This window comes from Rhizorhapis suberifaciens (assembly GCF_014200045.1).
Lineage (GTDB): Bacteria > Pseudomonadota > Alphaproteobacteria > Sphingomonadales > Sphingomonadaceae > Rhizorhapis > Rhizorhapis suberifaciens.
In genome coordinates this window covers 248,191-266,381 of sequence record NZ_JACHOV010000005.1, presented here as the reverse complement: position 1 = coordinate 266,381, position 18,191 = coordinate 248,191, and the positions used below count along the sequence as shown (strand labels likewise).

The window sequence follows — 18,191 nt, the reverse complement described above, 5'->3', positions numbered from 1 at the left end:
CTGTCGGCTCAATCTGCGAACTCTACTCCTCAGACGAATGCTGGAATTATCTCAAACACGCTGGGTATGTTGCAGATTAATGGCTCGTTGCTCTAATGCGCAAGGACGCGATGGTCGGCGACATTCGCGGGGCGCGGCATTGGCGCTGAGTTTATGCGTGTTCGCTTGGACATTGGCAATTGCCCGCCCGGGATGAACACGACCGTGCTATTTCAGCCAACCCTGTTCCTGATACCATTCCGCTGCTTTCTTCAGACCCAATCTCGTGCCAACCTGCGGTTGCCACAGCGATGGCGGCGGGCGTTTCGCCGGGTCTATCACCCAGTCGGGATGGCAGAGATAATTGACCCGGTCTTCGGTCAGCTTTGCTTTTGTACCGCGGGCCAGCCGGTCCGCCTTGGCGGCAAGATGGAGGAACGCCCCGGGTAAAGAGACTGGTAGGATTCGCCTTCCCACGGCCCAGCCGATAGCTCGGCCGAAACTTTGATAACTCCATCCGCCCTCCAGGCGGTCGTCGGCTTCATAGATTGCACCGACGCTCTGTTTCTCATCGTGAGCGCAGGCGAGCAGCAGGCGTGCCAGGTCGCTCACCTCGATTACCGAAAACCGGCCTTTGGGAGGAAGCAGCACTAGGCCGCGGCGGGCAAGGCGGAATAGGTCGAGCATCTCGGTGTCGCCGGGACCGAATATGGCGGGGGGACGAACAATCGTCCAGTCAATGCCGCTCGCCATGACGATCTGTTCCGCACGACGCTTGGACCAACCATAATGTGAAAGGTGAGGCTCGCGGGCGGATAGCGAGGAGACGTGGACGAAACGCCGGATGCCAGCCGCGCGCGCTGCACGGACCACCGCCAGCGTGCCTGCGGCGTTGCCCGCCTTGAAGCCCGCGCGGCCGGGCGCATTCACCACTCCGGCAATGTGAATGACCGCATCGGCATCGGCCATCAGCCTCGACAGGCTATCGTCATGATCGAGCGCGCCATCGATCCATGTGACGCCTTCGCAGACCTCCTGCGGGCGACGCGTGAGGGCGTTCAAACTAACGCTCTGGGCACAGGCGAGGCTGACGACAGCCTTGCCTACAAAGCCGGTTCCGCCGGTTATGGCAAGGCGAAAGGGAGAGGTTATGGCAGGCATTTTTACTTCAGCAAACATAGCGGAAGCGGGGACCCATGGAGCGGCATTTGGCGGTGATGAACCATGAGGAATGGGTTCCCACGTTCGCGGGAATGACGATGTGAAACCTCATAGCATCACCATTTGATCGCGATGGACGAGAACTGAACGGGCGACGCCGCCCAGGATATGGGCAATCTCTTCCGACCGGTGTCCGGCAATTCGAACCGCATCCCTGCTATCATATTCGGACAGGCCCCGTGCTAGGATCTGACCTTCCTCCGTCAGGATATCGACGGCATCGCCACGCGCGAAATCCCCGCTGACACTGCGAACGCCTGCCGGGAGCAAGCTGTTCCCGCTGGCCAGGGCCTTTGCTGCTCCCGCATCGATAACGATCCGTCCCCGTATGGACAGGCGTCCCGCAAGCCATTTCTTACGTGCAGCGGGGCTCTCGGCTGCGTGGAAAACGGTGCCTTTACCAGTCTTCGCAAAGCCGCTTAGCGGATAATCCTGATGACCGCTGATAATGGCAAGGTGAATGCCCGCCTTGTTTGCGATTCTCGCGGCTTCTATCTTTGAAAGCATGCCGCCCGACCCCATGCCGGAAGATGAGCCGCCATCGGCCATCGCTACAATTTCGTCCGTGATCGCCTCGACATGCTCGACCAGATGCGCGTCGGGATTCCTGTGTGGATTGGCCGTGTAAAGGCCATCGATGTCCGACAGCAGGATGACTGCATCGGCGTCGGCCGCCTGCGCTATGCGCGCTGCCAGGCGGTCATTGTCGCCAAAGCGGATTTCCTCGGTCGCCACGCTGTCATTTTCATTGACGACGGGAATGACGTGAAGACCGAGCAGGCGTTCCAGCGTGGCCGACGCATTCAGGTAACGGCGGCGATGTTCAAGATCGTCGAGCGTGACCAGGATCTGCGCGGCCGTAAGGTTCTTTGCACCCAAAAGTTCGGCCCATTTCTGGGAAAGGGCGATTTGGCCCGTGGCCGCTGCTGCTTGCGCATCCTCAATACAGTTCCGACCGCCTTTGGGCAGCTTCAGACGGCGGGCGCCCAGGGCAATTGCACCGGAAGAAACGATGATGATCTGCTGCCCCGCCTCGCGGCGCGCGGCAATGTCCTCGATAACGGTTTTCAGCCACCCTTCCCGAATCTGGCCGTCGGCGTCCACGAGCAGGGATGAGCCAATCTTGACGACTATCCGGTTCCAACGGGTCGGATCGAAGCCTTCTATGACAGGGGCGACCATGCCATATCGTCCCCCTTATCCTCTTCCTCTTCGTCCAGATGGGCGGCGAGCAGGCGCACTACATCGTCCAGCAACTCGGGAATCCCGGCTCCGGTGGCGCCGGAGATGATGTAAATATCCTCCGCGCCCGCCTCTCTGAGTTGCGCGGCGATGTCGTTCATCAACTCGTCGTCGAGCAAGTCGCCTTTGTTGAGCGCCAGAAGCTGCGGCTTTTCATCAAGTCCGCCACCATAGGCGGTAAGTTCATCCTGTACGATATTCCATGCGGCCACCGGATCGTCGCCGGTCGCGTCGACCAGATGTAGAAGCACCCGGCAGCGTTCAATATGGCCAAGAAAGCGGTCGCCGATGCCCGCTCCCTCCGCCGCGCCTTCAATCAGGCCGGGTATATCAGCGATCACGAATTCCCGTTCGCGGTGGCTGACGACGCCAAGTTGCGGCTTGGTGGTGGTGAAAGGATAGGCGCCAACCTTGGCCTTGGCATTTGTGACCTGGTTGATGAATGTGGATTTGCCGGCGTTAGGCAGTCCGACCAGTCCCACGTCCGCGAGGAGCTTCAGCCGCAGCCAGACCCACATTTCCTCGCCAGGCCAGCCGGTGCCGTGCTGGCGGGGGGCACGGTTGGTGCTGCTCTTGTAACTGGCATTTCCGCGTCCACCGTCGCCTCCGCGCAGCAAGGTGATGCGTTGACCGACCTTGGTGAAGTCGGCCAGCAATTCCTCGCCGTCGTCAGAGATGACCTGCGTACCTACCGGCACCTGGATGAGAAGGTCCTGGCCGCCAGCTCCCGTGCGGTTCTTACCCGCCCCCGGGATGCCGCGCTGCGCCTTGAAATGCTGAGTGTAACGGAAGTCGATCAGGGTGTTCAGTCCGTCGACCGCCTCAAAGATGATGTCGCCACCCTTGCCGCCGTCTCCGCCGTCAGGTCCGCCATATTCAACATATTTTTCGCGCCGGAAACTCACCGCGCCGGGGCCGCCTGCGCCCGAACGGATAAAGATCTTGGCCTGATCCAGGAAATGCATGGGCGTGCATGTAGGATGGAATGGGGCGGATGGCTAGTTGTATATCCCTCTCCCTTCGAAGGAGAGGGTGGCGAGGTGAAACCGAACCGGGTGAGGGTGTGTGGGACTCCTTATTGAGAAGGAGTCTTGCTTACCCTCACCCTCAGGCCCTCTCTTTTACAGGGAGAGGGGGAGGTTAGGCGGCCATCGCGTGCCGATCATGATAAAGATCTTCCGAGGAGTCTTGTCGCATCTTCACAGGATCCCCTTCTTCGAACAGCGCGCAAGGCGCGTGTTCGCCCCGGCCACTGCTATGGCGCAGGGAGACGCGGCCGGTGGGACGGAAACCAATCTTGCGGAGAACATTGCCGGACGCGGGGTTATCCAGGAAATGCCCGGCCCGCAGCTTCGGCAGGTCCATCGCACGAGCTACTTTGACAACTGCTTTGCCGGCCTCGGTCGCAAATCCCAGGCCCCAATAGGGGCGGGCAATCCAATACCCAAGCTCAAGACCTTCATGATTATCAGGCATGATTCCGCAGCCGCCAACCAGGCGAGGGGCGCCACGCGTGCGGGAGAAGATCAGGAATTCAGGCAATCCTGAAGTCTGCATGCTTTCCAAATAGCGCAGCGCATCCTCCTCGCCATAGGGCCAAGGCGCGCGGGCGAGATTGCGGATGATGCCTTCGTCGCCAATGGCAGCGGCTAGTGCGGGCGCATCTTCACGCCAGCCGGGGCGGAGCAGCAATCTTTCGGTACGGGCAAACATTTTTCTCTCCTTTGCACGTTGCCGTGACGGCATTTGGTTACAGCTTGGCGACATTTTCAGGCCCCGGTGTGGGCAATGCGCCGAAGCGTGGTGATGGAGGGAGAAAAAACAAAAAGGGAGACCGGGGCGTCCCGTCTCCCTGCAAAGCGGATCCGACTGTTGCGGATCCCGGGTCGCCCTGGCGGACGACCCTGTCATGGAATCGTCCGAATTATTCTGCGGCTTCGGCCATCATGTCGACATGGACATATTTGCGACCGAGCTTGCCTTCGTGGAAGGATACACGGCCTTCTGCGAGGGCAAAGAGGGTATGATCCTTGCCGATGCCGACATTGCGGCCCGGATAGAATTTCGTGCCGCGCTGACGGACCAGAATGTTGCCGCCGATGACTTGCTGGCCACCGAATTTCTTTACGCCAAGGCGTTTGGACTCTGAGTCGCGACCATTGCGCGAGGAGCCGCCTGCTTTCTTATGTGCCATTTCCTATGCTCCTTATCTCGTCTCAGGCTTCGCCAGCTTCAGCAGCGGGGGCGGCCTCGGCCTTTGCAGCCTTCTTCGGCGCAGCCTTCTTTTCAGCGCCGATGCTCAGGATCTTCAGGATCGTGTGCTGCTGGCGATGGCCATTGCGGCGGCGGTAATTGTGCCGACGGCGCTTCTTGAAAACGATGACCTTCTCGCCCTTCGCCTGCGCGATGATTTCGGCAGAAACGGTCAAGCCCTTGGTGTCCTTCAGCTCCGTGCCTTCGCCGGCCAGCAGAACATCGTCCAGCGCAATCGTTGAACCAGCTTCACCAGCCAGCTTTTCAACTACGATCTTGTCTCCTGCGGCAACACGATATTGCTTGCCGCCCGTACGCACAACAGCGAACATGGCTTGTCTCTTCATTCTTCAATGCTTGGCGCAAGACAAATGGCTGATGCCGCATGCCTCGGCGCGGGAAGCCGGTCCGCTACTGGATTGAGTCCTTTCTGTCAACGGTCTTGGCCGGTGAGCAGCCACTTTTACGGTACGCCTTGGCCAAGCAAGGTAAGGATCGCCGTGATCGTCAGTACCGAAAGGACCGTGGAAAGGAATATCGCGCCCGAAGTCACCTTTCCGTCACGAGCGTAGAACTCTGTCACCATGAAGGGCCCAGTGCCGGTGGGGAGGGCGGCTATGGTTATGGCCATAACGGCGATCCGATCGGGCAATTGCAATATGAAGAAGGCGAGGACCGCAGTGATTGCCGGATGCGCCAGCAACTTTATGGCCGCGAGCGCCAGGACGGATGGATGCGCCGCCGCTTTCTTAATTGGACGGGCGGCCAGGAAAAGGCCGATCGCAACCAGCGCGACCGGACTGGCGGCGGTCCCGAGCAGGGACACAAATGTATCGACAGGCTGGGGCAGGGGTAAGCCAGTAAGCCACCACGCTAGGCCTGCGAGGGGCGACATCACGATGGGATTGCGCAGGATCGACTTAGTGACCTTCCCCAGGACGATGTGACTCTTATGGCCGCTATGCTGTGCAATTTCGATGAGGATGATGCCTGCCGCGAACAGCATCATCAGCGTCAATGTCGCGGCGATCACCACAAATGGGCGGCTGGCCTCTCCAAAGATCAGGAACATGAGGGGAAGGCCAATATAGGCGGAATTCGAATAGGACGCATTCAGCCCATCGACACTCATGTCCGCAAGGCTAAGCCCGCGCGCCTTGCCGGCCAGCAGCCCTGCGGCAAAAACCAGGAAGCTGCCGATCAGGGATGCGGCGACGAACCCCGGATGCCACACCGCCCGCCAATCTGTCGTGGCCACGACATCAAACATCAGGCAGGGGAGGGCGAGCCAGACGACGAACCGGTTCAGCTCACGGCTTGCCGGGTCGCCCAGCAGGCCTGCCTTGCGGCTTAGATAGCCGGCAAGGATGATCAGGAAGATGGGAAGGATGATCAGGGCGGTTGAAAGCATGTGATGCTTGCAGCTCTAGATGTTTCGGATGCGGTTGCCAATGCGCTCCGCTCTGCATAGATGAGCAGGATGAAGCTGAAAGCCGCTATCCAGATGTTTGCCTTGTTCCTGGCGGGATGCGCCGGTGGAACGAGTGGCGATTATCCATCGCTGGCCAAGCGGCCCATCGAGTCGAGTGGAAGCGAAGTGGCGAGCCCGGCTCCGACCGAGGTGCAGGAAGATACTGCATTGGCCAAAGAAGTGGGCGAATTGGTTGCCAAGGCGCGGGCAGGAGCGGTTTCGTTTGATGCTGGGCTGGCAGGCGCCAGGGAACGCGTCAATAAGGCGGCCGGTGCATCGGTTTCGAGCGAGTCCTGGGTTGCAGCAGAGCTTGCCATCTCCACACTGGAAAGTGAGCGCTATGACAGCGTGTCGGCGCTCGCGAGCCTTGATACCCTTTACGTCAAACGGATGAATGCGATTGCTGGCGGTGAGGCGCTAGGAGGCGACGACCTCATCAATCGGGCAAGGACGGATATCATCGCCATTGTGGACCGGCAGAATGATGTCCTGGATGAGCTGAGGAACCGGCTGGCTGCGCCTTGACCGCGGAACCGCTTACGCAGCTGCGATATAGACCCGGTTACGGCCGTCCGCCTTCGCATCATACATGGCCGCGTCGGCGGCGCGAAGCGCTTCGCGGGCGTCCTCATAAGCTGCGACATCGGCGATACCGGCGGAGAAGCTGACCGCGTCCAACCTTTCGCCTGTCGTCTTGTTCACCAGCGTCCGATGGGACAGATCGATGCGCGCGGCATCCACAATTTCACAGGCGGCTTTTGTCGATTGGCCCTCGAACAACATCACGAATTCTTCGCCGCCATGACGAGCCACATGGCAGGTGTCGTTGGATATATCTGCAAGCAGCTTGCCGACGAATTTCAGGATGCGATCGCCGACGTCATGACCATGGACGTCGTTGATCTGCTTGAAATGGTCGATATCGCAAAAGGCAATGCTGAGCGCTTTGCCGCTGATTTGCGCTCTTTGAGCGGCTTCGCGCAGGATGACTTCAAAGGCGCGGCGATTGGGCAGGCCGGTGAGGTGATCCTGTTCGGCGGCCTTGCGGGCATGTTCCAGATTTTTCTTGAGCAGCTTTGTCTGCTTCTGACTTTCGCGCATCTGCGCTTCAACAGCGCGGCTCTTGTCGATCATCGACTGAGTGAGCGCGATGAGTTGGCCCATGACTGGTCCAGCCTTTTCTGGGATAGCCAGATCGCGAACCTGCGCCTGCAACTGATCGCCATAATGATTGGCTTCGTGCTGCGATTTCTGCACCAGTTCCGATAGCTGGCCCAGATTGGCTTCAACCGAATCCAGCATTTCGGTCATGGCTTCGGGCGTGACCTCATCATGATTGGCTTCAGCCAATATGGTTTCCGCCTGGCTGTTGCTGAGCTTGCCCTTTTCCATGATGATGGCCCTGACCGCCTGCTCGATGGCGCGGTCATTGCCGGTCACATAATCATAGGCCAGGCCGAAATTGAGTGGCGTCAGGTCCAGGTCATGGGCGAACATGAACTCGCCGATTTCCTCATAGAGCCTAGCCCGCCGCTGTTCGAGCCGATCAAAGCGGGGCGGGCCCTCGGCTTCGCCATTATCCGCTTCTTCCGGCTCATTGGAAAGCAGGTTGCCCAACCATTGCGAAAGGCGACCGCGCGGCGCGGTTACAGCCTTGATGTGCCCTACCCGGATCGATGTAGCCTCATATCCCATGGGCACAAGAACGGTAACACAGGCGTTACATTTAACCTTAAGACATGAAAAATCCCGCCGGATTGCGCCCGGCGGGATTTTTGCGGAACGTCAGGCCGATCTGACATCGGCCAGTGCTTGTCATTCCTGATCGAGGTCCTCGGTCGTGAAATCCTCGCCCTGGACTGCGGCCAACGGATCGTCTCCAATGGCGGCTTCCGGCCCTTGCTGCAGTTCGGCCACATGCTCCTCTTCGGCCGTCAACGGCGCTATGAGGTGAGTCTGCATGGCCTTGAACTGAGCACGCAGCGCTGCATCGCGGCTGCTGGCGGCGATACGCATGCGGTTCATGCCTGCGCCAGTACCTGCAGGGATGAGACGGCCGACGATGACATTTTCCTTGAGGCCAACGAGCGTGTCCTTCTTCCCCTGAACCGCCGCCTCGGTAAGGACGCGAGTGGTTTCCTGGAAAGACGCGGCCGAGATGAAGCTGCGGGTCTGCAGCGACGCCTTGGTTATGCCCAGAAGCACCGGCTTGCCTTCGGCGGGCTCCTGGCCCGGCTTCAGCTTGTCGTTGATCTCGTTCATTTCCTCATGGTCGACCTGCTCACCGGGCAGCAGGGTAGTGTCGCCCGCATGGGTGATCTCCACCTTCTGCAGCATCTGGCGAACAATCACTTCGATATGCTTGTCGTTGATCTTCACGCCCTGCAAGCGGTAGACTTCCTGGATTTCGCTGACCAGATATTCGGCCAATGCCTCGATGCCGAGCACTTCGAGAATGTCGTGCGGGTCGGGCGATCCGCTGATGAGGTTGTCGCCCCGCTTCACATAGTCGCCTTCCTGAACGTCGATAACCTTCGACTTCGGGATCAGATATTCGACCGGTTCGCTGTCCTCAGGAACGATGGCGATTTTACGCTTCGCCTTGTAATCCTTGAGGAACTGGACGCGGCCGGACACCTTGGCAATGATGGCGTTGTCTTTAGGCTTGCGCGCTTCGAACAGCTCCGCAACACGCGGCAGACCGCCGGTGATGTCACGGGTCTTGGCGGCTTCGCGGCTGACGCGGGCCAGGACGTCACCGGCCTGCACCTGTTGTCCATCCTCGACCGAAAGCATTGCGCCGATCGCCAGCATGTAGCGCCCGGCTTCGCCGCTATCGGTGTCGAGCAGGGTGAGGCGAGGACGCAGGTCCTCCTTCGACCGTGCGGCGCCGCGATGCTCCGATACCACTTTCTGGGCGATACCCGTTGCTTCGTCGGTTTGCTCGATCAAAGTCTTGCCGTCGATCAGGTCCTGATATTTCACAATGCCTGGCTTTTCAGTGATCACCGGCATGGTGAAAGGGTCCCATTCGGCGATGCGGTCGCCTTTCTTCACCTGAGTCCCGTCGGCGTGCATGATCTGTGCGCCATAGGGCAGGCGATGGACGGCGCGTTCGCGGCCCTCGCTGTCCATGATCGCCAACTCACCATTGCGGGCGAGCGACAGGCGGCGACCGCGGCTGTCGACGATGGTCGGCATGTCGCGCAGTTCCAGCGTGCCGTCCGACACTGCTTCCAGGTTCGATTGCTCGTTGAGCTGCGCCGCGCCGCCGATGTGGAAGGTCCGCATGGTAAGCTGCGTGCCCGGTTCACCGATCGACTGCGCCGCGATGACGCCCACCGCTTCACCGATGTTGACTGGCGTACCGCGTGCGAGGTCACGACCATAGCATTTACCGCAAACGCCCATCTTCGATTCGCAGATCAATGGTGAGCGGATCTTGACCGCCTGGATGCCAATGGCCTCGATCCGCGCAATTGCGGCTTCATCGAGCAGCGTGCCGGTTTCGATCAGGATCGATCCGTCCTTGCTGTCGACGATATCCTCGGCAGTCGTACGACCCAGGATACGCTCGCCGAGCGAGGCAATCACCGAGCCGCCCTGGACGATGGCCTTCATCTCCAGCGCTTTTTCGGTGCCGCAATCCTCCTCGACCACGACGCAGTCCTGCGACACATCGACAAGGCGGCGGGTCAGGTAGCCCGAGTTCGCCGTCTTGAGCGCCGTATCTGCCAAGCCCTTACGAGCGCCGTGAGTCGAATTGAAGTATTCGAGAACGGTAAGGCCTTCTTTGAAGTTCGAGATGATCGGCGTTTCGATGATCTCGCCCGAAGGCTTGGCCATCAGTCCGCGCATCCCGGCGAGCTGCTTCATCTGAGCGGGCGAACCACGCGCGCCGGAGTGCGACATCATATAGATGGAATTGATAGGCGCGAGACGGCCATCATCCATACGTGGTGTCGCCTTGATCTCATCCATCATCGCATTGGCGACGACATCGCCGCAACGCGACCATGCGTCGATCACCTTGTTGTACTTTTCCTGCTGGGTGATCAGGCCGTCCTGATACTGCTGCTCATAATCGGCAACCAGCGCACGGGTTTCGTCGACGGTCGCCAGCTTCGAATCTGGAATGATCATGTCATCCTTGCCGAAGGAAATGCCGGCCTGGAACGCATGACGGAAGCCAAGCGACATGATCGCGTCGGCAAACAGCACCGTGTCCTTCTGACCCGTGTGGCGATAGACCTGATCGATCACATCACCGATGTCCTTCTTGGTGAGAAGGCGGTTTACGATGTCGAAGGGCACCTTGTGGCTCTTGGGCAGGCATTCGCCGATCAGCATGCGGCCCGGCGTCGTTTCAAAACGCCGCATATATTCATTGCCCTGCTCGTCCGTCTGGGGAACGCGGCTGACAATCTTGCTGTGAAGCGTCACTGCCTTGGCAAAGAGCGCCTGATGCACCTCGGCCATGTCGGACAGCAGCATACCCTCGCCAGGTTCGCCTTCGCGCTCCATGGAAAGATAGTAGATGCCGAGGACCATGTCCTGCGAGGGAACGATGATCGGTTTGCCATTGGCAGGGCTGAGGATGTTGTTGGTGGACATCATCAGCACGCGCGCTTCCAGCTGCGCCTCAAGGCTCAGCGGAACGTGCACGGCCATCTGGTCACCGTCGAAGTCGGCGTTGAAGGCTGAGCAGACCAGCGGGTGAAGCTGGATCGCCTTGCCCTCGATCAGTACGGGCTCGAAAGCCTGGATGCCAAGACGGTGAAGCGTCGGCGCGCGGTTCAGCATGACCGGGTGTTCGCGGATGACTTCGTCCAGAATGTCCCAGACTTCCTTGCGCTCCTTCTCGACCCACTTCTTGGCCTGCTTCAGGGTCATGGACAGACCCTTGGCGTCGAGGCGGGCGTAGATGAACGGCTTGAACAGCTCCAGCGCCATCTTCTTTGGCAGGCCGCACTGGTGCAGCTTGAGTTCCGGTCCGGTCACGATCACGGAACGGCCCGAATAGTCGACGCGCTTGCCGAGCAGGTTCTGACGGAAGCGGCCCTGCTTGCCCTTCAGCATGTCGGAAAGCGATTTCAGCGGACGCTTGTTGGCGCCGGTGATGATGCGGCCGCGGCGGCCATTGTCGAACAGCGCGTCAACCGCCTCTTGCAGCATGCGTTTTTCGTTCCGCACAATGATGTCGGGCGCACGAAGCTCCATCAGCCGCTTCAAGCGGTTGTTACGGTTGATAACGCGGCGATACAGGTCGTTGAGGTCGGACGTCGCGAAGCGGCCGCCGTCCAGTGGAACCAGCGGGCGAAGTTCAGGCGGAATGACCGGCACGACATCCAGGATCATCCATTCTGGGCGATTGCCCGAATCAATGAAGGACTCCACGACCTTAAGGCGCTTGATGATCTTCTTGGGCTTCAGTTCCGACTTGGTCTCGGCCAGGTCCTTGAGCAGAATTTCGCGTTCGCCCTCAAGGTCGAGGTCGATAAGCATCTGCTTGACCGCTTCCGCGCCGATGCCGGCAGAAAAGGCGTCTTCGCCATATTCGTCCTGCGCCTCGATCAGTTCGTCTTCGTTCAGAAGCTGATATTTCTCGAGCGGCGTCAGGCCCGGCTCGATCACGATATAGGCTTCGAAGTAAAGGACGCGTTCAAGCTGCTTCAGCTGCATGTCGAGCAGCAGGCCGATGCGCGATGGCAGCGACTTCAGGAACCAGATGTGAGCAACCGGGGCGGCGAGCTCGATATGGCCCATGCGCTCGCGGCGAACCTTCGAGACGGTAACCTCGACGCCGCACTTTTCGCAGACAATGCCCTTGTACTTCATGCGCTTGTACTTGCCGCACAGGCATTCATAGTCCTTGATCGGGCCAAAGATGCGCGCGCAGAACAGGCCGTCGCGCTCAGGCTTGAACGTACGATAGTTGATGGTCTCGGGCTTCTTGATCTCGCCGAAGGACCAGCTGCGGATACGCTCTGGGCTGGCCAGACCGATCTGGATCTGGTCGAAGGACTCTGGCTTGGAAACCGGGTTAGCGAAATTGGTCAGTTCGTTCATTTCTTTCCCTCATCAAGCTCCCCTCCCGCTTGCGGAAGGGGTTGGGGGTGGGAATTCTATCTCAAGGGTGCGCTTTCAGGCCCACCCCTTGCCCCTCCCGCACGCGGGAGGGGAGCGTATTACTCAGCCGCTTCAGCCTGTCCGTCCTCGATCTCGTCGAGCGCGGTCAGTTCGACATTAAGGCCGAGCGACCGCATTTCCTTGACCAGAACGTTGAAGCTCTCCGGAATGCCGGCTTCGAACGTGTCGTCGCCCTTGACGATCGCCTCGTAAACCTTGGTGCGGCCAACCACGTCGTCCGACTTCACCGTCAGCATTTCCTGCAAAGTGTAGGCGGCGCCGTAGGCCTGAAGCGCCCAGACCTCCATTTCCCCGAAACGCTGACCACCGAACTGCGCCTTGCCCCCCAGCGGTTGCTGTGTGACGAGCGAGTAGGGGCCGATTGAGCGGGCGTGGATCTTGTCGTCGACAAGGTGGTGAAGCTTCAACATGTAGATGTAGCCCACGGTCACCTTACGGTCGAACTTGTCGCCCGTGCGTCCGTCAAACAGATCCACCTGACCCGAGCGGTCCAGCCCAGCCAGTTGCAACATGTTGGCAACGTCCGCTTCACGTGCGCCGTCGAACACCGGTGTGGCCATCGGCACGCCCGTGGTGAGCAGGGTCGCCATTTCAACGATCTGATCGTCGGAACGGTCGTCCAGTTCGCCGGTGTAGCTTTCGCCGTAAATGGTCTTCAGCCGATCACGAACAGCTTCTGGCGGGGTAGCCGCCTGCGCATTCGGATTGGCTTCGCGCCATGCTTCCAGTGCTTCCTTGATCTGCTGGCCCAGACCGCGAGCGGCCCAGCCCAAATGCGTTTCAAAGATCTGCCCGACGTTCATGCGCGACGGCACGCCCAGCGGATTAAGCACGATATCGACGAAGGTGCCGTCCTCAAGGAAAGGCATGTCCTCGACAGGAAGGATGCGGGAGATGACACCCTTGTTGCCGTGACGGCCGGCCATCTTGTCGCCCGGTTGGAGTTTGCGCTTCACCGCGACGAACACCTTGACCATCTTCAGCACGCCCGGCGGCAGTTCGTCGCCCCGTTCCAGCTTGTCGCGGCGGTCCTCGAACTTGTCGACGATCAGCTTAACCGCATCGTCATACTGCGCCTTCACGGCTTCGAGGTGCGCCTGGACGGTGTCGTCCTGAACCGCGAACTTCCACCATTCGTGGCGCTCGACTTCCTCAAGCAGTTCGTCGGTGATTTCGACGCCCTTCTTGATGCCCTTGGGCGCCGCGGTGGCCACTTGGCCGAGCAGCATTTCGCGCAGACGGTTGAAGGTGGCGCGGTTGAGAATGCCGCGTTCGTCCTCGCGGTCCTTGGCGAGGCGGTCGATTTCTTCCCGCTCGATCGCCATGGCGCGCTCGTCCTTGTCGATGCCGTGGCGGTTGAAGACGCGGACTTCCACCACCGTCCCGGCAACGCCCGGCGGCAGGCGGAGCGAAGTGTCGCGCACGTCGCTCGCCTTTTCACCGAAGATGGCGCGAAGCAGTTTTTCTTCCGGCGTCATCGGGCTTTCACCCTTCGGCGTGATCTTGCCGACCAGAATGTCGCCCGGCTCGACCTCAGCGCCGATATAGACAATGCCCGCCTCGTCGAGGTTGTGGAGCGCTTCCTCGCCGACATTCGGAATGTCGCGGGTGATGTCTTCAGGCCCAAGCTTCGTGTCACGGGCCATGACCTCGAACTCTTCGATGTGGATCGAGGTAAAGACGTCATCCTTCACGATCCGTTCGGAGATCAGGATGGAGTCTTCGTAGTTGTAGCCATTCCAGGGCATGAACGCGACGAGGGTGTTGCGGCCAAGAGCCAGTTCACCCAATTCGGTCGAGGGGCCGTCGGCAATGACGTCGCCCTTTGCGACCACGTCGCCCACCTTCACCAGCGGACGCTGGTTGATGCAGGTGTCCTGGTTCGACCGCTGGAACTTCATGAGCGTGTAGATATCGACGCCCGACTTGCCGGGTTCGATTTCTTCGGTCGCGCGGATAACGATACGGGTCGCGTCGACCTGATCGACCACGCCCGCCCGCTTGGCGGCGATGGCGGCGCCGGAATCCCGCGCAACCGTCTCTTCCATGCCTGTCCCGACGAACGGTGCTTCCGCGCGGACCAGAGGCACGGCCTGACGTTGCATGTTCGAACCCATGAGCGCGCGGTTCGCGTCGTCATTTTCCAAGAATGGGATGAGCGAGGCCGCGACCGATACCAGCTGCTTGGGGCTGACGTCCATCAGTGTGATGGTGTCGCGGGGGGCCATCAGGAATTCGCCTGCCTGACGGGAGGAGACGATTTCCTCGGTAAAGCCGCCATCGGCATCCAGCTCGGCGTTCGCCTGCGCGATCGTGTGCTTCGCCTCTTCCATGGCGGAAAGGTAGACGACTTCATTTGTTACCTTGTTGTCGACCACCTTGCGATAGGGCGTCTCGATAAAGCCGTATTTGTTAACACGGCTGAACGAAGCCAGCGAGTTGATCAGACCGATGTTCGGGCCTTCCGGCGTTTCGATCGGGCAGATACGGCCATAGTGCGTCGGATGAACGTCGCGGACTTCGAAACCTGCGCGCTCGCGGGTCAAACCACCCGGTCCAAGGGCCGACACGCGGCGCTTGTGGGTGACTTCCGACAGCGGATTGGTCTGGTCCATGAACTGTGAAAGCTGCGAGGAACCGAAGAACTCACGTACCGCGGCCACGGCGGGCTTGGCGTTGATGAGATCGTTCGGCATCACGGTGGATACGTCGACCGAGCTCATCCGCTCCTTGACCGCACGCTCCATGCGCAGCAGGCCGACGCGATACTGGTTCTCCAGCAGCTCGCCCACCGAACGGACGCGGCGGTTGCCGAGATTGTCGATATCATCGATCTCGCCCTTGCCGTCCTTGAGGTTCACCAGTTCCTTGACGACAGCGATGATGTCCTCGCGGCGAAGCGTAGTGACCGTATCCTCGCAGTCGAGGTCGAGACGCATGTTGAGCTTGACGCGGCCCACTGCCGACAGATCGTAGCGCTCGGAATCAAAGAACAACCCTTCGAACAGCGCTTCGGCGGTTTCGCGCGTCGGCGGCTCGCCGGGGCGCATGACGCGATAGATATCGGAAAGCGCATGATCACGGTCTTCGGCCTTGTCGGCCTTCAGCGTGTTGCGGATCCAGGGGCCCGTGGTGACATGATCGATGTCGAGCAGGTCAAGATGGTCGATGCCCGCCTTGTCGATCTTTTCCAGATTTTCGCTCGAAACCTCATCGCCAGCTTCGATATAGATCTCGCCGGTTTTTTCGTTGATCAGGTCGTAGGCGCTGTAGCGGCCAAAGATTTCCTCGGTGGGAATCAGGAGGTTTTCAAGACCGTCCTTGGCGGCTTTGTTCGCTGCACGCGGCGAAATCTTCTGGCCGGCGGGGAACACCACCTCGCCTGAACTGGCGTCGATGATGTCGAAAGCCGGCTTTTGTCCGCGCCAGTTTTCCGCGCTGAACGGAATTTTCCAGCCGCCTTCGCCACGAACGAAGGTCACGGTGTTGTAGAAGGTATTGAGGATTTCCTCGCCGTTAAGGCCCAGCGCGAAGAGCAACGCGGTGACCGGCAGCTTGCGCTTGCGGTCGATGCGGACGTTGACGATGTCCTTCGCGTCGAATTCGAAGTCCAGCCAGCTTCCGCGATAGGGGATGACGCGGGCGGCGAAGAGATATTTGCCGGAACTGTGGGTTTTGCCTCGATCATGGTCGAACAGCACGCCCGGCGAACGATGCATCTGCGACACGATCACGCGCTCGGTGCCGTTGATGACGAAGGTGCCGTTCTGCGTCATGAGCGGCATGTCGCCCATATAGACGTCCTGCTCCTTGATATCGAGGACGGAGCGGGTTTCGGTGTCCTGATCGACTTCAAATACGATCAGGCGCAACGTGACGCGCATCGGCGCGGCATAAGTGATACCCCGCTGACGGCATTCCTCGGTGTCATATTTCGGTTCTTCCAGTTCGTACTGGACGAAATCCATCTCGGCCGTGCCGGCGAAATCGCGGATCGGGAATACGCTGCGCAGGGTCTTTTCCAGCCCCGATACATAGCCGATGGCAGGGTTGGAGCGCAGGAACTGCTCATAGGATTCGCGCTGAACCTCAATGAGGTTCGGCATCTGCACCACTTCGTGAATATTGCCGAAAACCTTGCGGATGCGCTTCTTTGCGCCGGAGTTGAGATGTGCCGGGGGGACTGCCTTGGTCGCCATGCTGTTCCTGCCTTGTTTTCATAAACTTTTTTCCGCCTTGCAGCGGGATTGCAGCCGATTCGCGGATGTAGGCCCACGAAAAAAAGTGCGGGTCCGGACTGTCGGAACCGCACTGTCTGCGTCTGGTAAAACCCTCAAAATCCCTCAATTCTGGCGATCCGCCGCGCAAAACGGATCGTATCCCGAGGGAGCGAGAGCGGCCTCAGTCACGGCAAGTGACGGGATGAAGCCAGGAAAACTCGAACGGCCTATATAGAGAGGCTGTTGGATTTTGTGAAGGGTAAATCGCTCTCCCACGGGTTCCCTCCGTCCTGCTATGAGCCCCGAGAAAAACAGGATGAGGAATATTCCTGCATGGGGCACTGCTCCAGAGAATCACTCGTCTTTTCCGAACAGTCCCAGGCTATAACTCTAAAGGATTAGCAGGTGGCAAGCGCCGTAATTTTTTAACAAATTTTCCATCTTACTTATAGGAATGTTTCCTACGCACGGCCAATTTGAAAATTGTTCTTGAGACAACATGGTTTTTGAACGGGATTACGCGGAGCCCCCGCCATTGTTGCGCCATCCCTCCTGTGTATAAACGGTTCTTGGGGAGCTTTGTCATCATAGGACAGCCATGAAAATCTTAATTACGGGCAATATGGGTTATGTGGGACCCGCCGTCGTCAGGCGGTTGCGCAGCGCCTTTCCCGGCGCTTTCCTTCACGGCTTTGACAATGGTTATTTCGCCCATTGCCTGACCGACGTCCGTTACCTGCCGGAACGCGAATTGGACCAGCAGACCTTTGGCGACGTTCGCATGATCGATCCCGCTATGCTGCGCGGATATGATGCCGTCATTCATCTGGCGGCCGTGTCCAATGATCCCATGGGGAACCGTTTTGCCGCTGTTACAAGGGCGATCAATCAGGATGCCTCGATCTCCATCGCCCGAATGGCCAGTGAGGCAGGGGTACGCAACTTCGTCTTCGCGTCGAGCTGCAGCGTCTATGGCGTTGCGGAGGGTGGCCCCCGCAAGGAGGACGATCCGCTCAATCCCGTGACTGCTTATGCTGCCTCTAAAATCGGAACGGAGCAGGGACTGGCCGAACTCGACACGGACATGGTGATCACCTGCCTGCGGTTCGCAACCGCTTGCGGGATGTCCGACCGGCTGCGGCTGGATCTGGTTCTGAACGATTTTGTGGCCTGCGCGCTTTCGCAAAAGAAAATCACGGTGTTGAGTGATGGCACCCCCTGGCGTCCGCTGATTGACACAGTGGACATGGCCCGCGCCATGGAATGGGCGGCGACACGCCGGGCGGAGCAGGGCGGCCGTTTCCTGACGGTGAATGCCGGGTGCAGCGCCGGCAACTACCAGGTCCGCGATCTCGCCGAAGCCGTGGCGAAGGAAGTGCCAGGCACCAGCGTCAGCATCAATACCGACGCGCCGGCCGACAGCCGTTCCTATCAGGTCGATTTCAGCCGCTATGCCGAACTGGCGCCCGATCATCAGCCTAGGATCAGCCTTGGCCAATCGATCGGGTTGTTGATCGAGGGACTGACTTCCATGGGATTTGCTGATCCCGATTTCCGCAATTCGTCGCTTATCCGGCTCCACGTTCTGCAAGGCCATATCGCCCAGGGGCGTTTGACCGAGGATCTCCACTGGCAGCCGGCCGCCTGAACGAGGG

Annotated in this window: 12 protein-coding genes; 2 read left to right on the top strand and 10 right to left on the bottom strand. The window is 59.6% G+C overall.

Features of this window, described 5'->3' with window-relative positions:
• Positions 1 to 207: 207 nt before the first annotated feature.
• From HNQ99_RS08520 to HNQ99_RS08490, 7 genes are all read right to left on the bottom strand, one after another.
• On the bottom strand, positions 208 to 1,140 hold the full coding sequence (locus HNQ99_RS08520; RefSeq protein ID WP_184475209.1) for an NAD-dependent epimerase/dehydratase family protein: 933 nt from the start codon (positions 1,138 to 1,140) through the stop codon (positions 208 to 210).
• 108 nt (positions 1,141 to 1,248) lie between these two features.
• Positions 1,249 to 2,382 carry a glutamate 5-kinase gene (proB, locus tag HNQ99_RS08515; protein ID WP_184475208.1) on the bottom strand — a complete coding sequence of 378 codons (1,134 nt, stop codon included), beginning with the start codon at positions 2,380 to 2,382 and terminating at the stop codon, positions 1,249 to 1,251.
• Complete coding sequence (gene obgE, locus HNQ99_RS08510; protein ID WP_184475207.1) at positions 2,364 to 3,407, bottom strand: GTPase ObgE; 1,044 nt, start codon at positions 3,405 to 3,407, stop codon at positions 2,364 to 2,366. The genes proB and obgE overlap by 19 nt, the downstream gene beginning before the upstream one ends.
• Before the next feature lie 175 nt (positions 3,408 to 3,582).
• On the bottom strand, positions 3,583 to 4,155 hold the full coding sequence (locus HNQ99_RS08505) for a GNAT family N-acetyltransferase (protein WP_184475206.1): 573 nt from the start codon (positions 4,153 to 4,155) through the stop codon (positions 3,583 to 3,585).
• A gap of 211 nt (positions 4,156 to 4,366) precedes the next feature.
• Positions 4,367 to 4,636 carry a 50S ribosomal protein L27 gene (gene rpmA, locus HNQ99_RS08500; RefSeq protein WP_184475205.1) on the bottom strand — a complete coding sequence of 90 codons (270 nt, stop codon included), beginning with the start codon at positions 4,634 to 4,636 and terminating at the stop codon, positions 4,367 to 4,369.
• A gap of 22 nt (positions 4,637 to 4,658) precedes the next feature.
• Positions 4,659 to 5,027 carry a 50S ribosomal protein L21 gene (rplU, locus tag HNQ99_RS08495; protein ID WP_184475204.1) on the bottom strand — a complete coding sequence of 123 codons (369 nt, stop codon included), beginning with the start codon at positions 5,025 to 5,027 and terminating at the stop codon, positions 4,659 to 4,661.
• A gap of 131 nt (positions 5,028 to 5,158) precedes the next feature.
• Complete coding sequence (locus HNQ99_RS08490) at positions 5,159 to 6,106, bottom strand: AEC family transporter (RefSeq protein WP_184475203.1); 948 nt, start codon at positions 6,104 to 6,106, stop codon at positions 5,159 to 5,161.
• Positions 6,107 to 6,175: 69 nt separating this feature from the next.
• On the opposite strand from HNQ99_RS08490, the gene HNQ99_RS08485 reads away from it, so the two are divergent.
• Positions 6,176 to 6,691, top strand: coding sequence for a hypothetical protein (locus tag HNQ99_RS08485; protein WP_184475202.1), 516 nt, complete (start codon positions 6,176 to 6,178; stop codon positions 6,689 to 6,691).
• A 12-nt stretch (positions 6,692 to 6,703) separates the two neighbouring features.
• Here HNQ99_RS08485 and HNQ99_RS08480 read toward each other — a convergent pair whose 3' ends face one another.
• From HNQ99_RS08480 to rpoB, 3 genes are all read right to left on the bottom strand, one after another.
• A complete protein-coding gene (locus tag HNQ99_RS08480; RefSeq protein ID WP_184475201.1) occupies positions 6,704 to 7,861 on the bottom strand; it encodes a GGDEF domain-containing protein in 1,158 nt (385 codons plus the stop codon).
• A 120-nt stretch (positions 7,862 to 7,981) separates the two neighbouring features.
• The gene (gene rpoC, locus HNQ99_RS08475; protein ID WP_184475200.1) at positions 7,982 to 12,235 is read right to left on the bottom strand and encodes a DNA-directed RNA polymerase subunit beta'; all 4,254 of its coding nucleotides are present in this window, start codon (positions 12,233 to 12,235) and stop codon (positions 7,982 to 7,984) included.
• A 119-nt stretch (positions 12,236 to 12,354) separates the two neighbouring features.
• Positions 12,355 to 16,515, bottom strand: a complete 4,161-nt coding sequence (rpoB, locus tag HNQ99_RS08470) for a DNA-directed RNA polymerase subunit beta (protein WP_184475199.1) — start codon at positions 16,513 to 16,515, stop codon at positions 12,355 to 12,357.
• Positions 16,516 to 17,134: 619 nt separating this feature from the next.
• On the opposite strand from rpoB, the gene HNQ99_RS08465 reads away from it, so the two are divergent.
• Positions 17,135 to 18,184, top strand: coding sequence for an NAD-dependent epimerase/dehydratase family protein (locus tag HNQ99_RS08465; RefSeq protein WP_184475198.1), 1,050 nt, complete (start codon positions 17,135 to 17,137; stop codon positions 18,182 to 18,184).
• Positions 18,185 to 18,191: the final 7 nt, after the last annotated feature.